This window comes from Effusibacillus lacus, assembly GCF_002335525.1.
Lineage (GTDB): Bacteria > Bacillota > Bacilli > Tumebacillales > Effusibacillaceae > Effusibacillus > Effusibacillus lacus.
Genome location: NZ_BDUF01000035.1, coordinates 1 through 488, shown reverse-complemented (window position 1 = coordinate 488; position 488 = coordinate 1). Strand labels below are relative to the sequence as shown.

The window sequence follows — 488 nt, the reverse complement described above, 5'->3', positions numbered from 1 at the left end:
TGATGCTAGTCTTAATAGTAGACACAGATTTTAGAGATCACAATGGATAGGTAGATTGTTTTTTGGGATGTAGCCCCGTAGTGAGCCTGACCGGAGGGAAGGCGAATTAGGGGAGCCCTAGGTGGCTTGTCCCTTATATCCTATCCATTATAATAAACATGATCTTAAAATCGAGGTGTCTTCATCGTGAAAAAGTTAAAGCAATATGATTCAGATTTTAAACGTCAAACCGTCGAATATATTCTTGAGCAGCGGAAGCCGGTTGCGCAGGTCGCTCGGGAATTAGACATTTCCCCCAATACCCTTCATGGCTGGCTGAAGCAATATAAACGTCAAACAAATCAAGATGCACAAGGAGGTGGGGCCCAGCTCTTAGATGACCGAGATCTACGGGAATTACAAAAACGGATTCGCGATCTCGAAGAGGAGAATGCCATCTTAAAAAAGGCAATGCACATCTTCGCAAAAGACCGGAAGTGAAATATTCT

General features: G+C 43.4%; 1 protein-coding gene. It reads left to right on the top strand.

Annotation, left to right across the window (positions count from 1 at the left end):
* Positions 1-186: 186 nt before the first annotated feature.
* Positions 187-480 carry a transposase gene (locus tag EFBL_RS07950; RefSeq protein WP_165912636.1) on the top strand — a complete coding sequence of 98 codons (294 nt, stop codon included), beginning with the start codon at positions 187-189 and terminating at the stop codon, positions 478-480.
* Positions 481-488 lie beyond the last annotated feature (8 nt).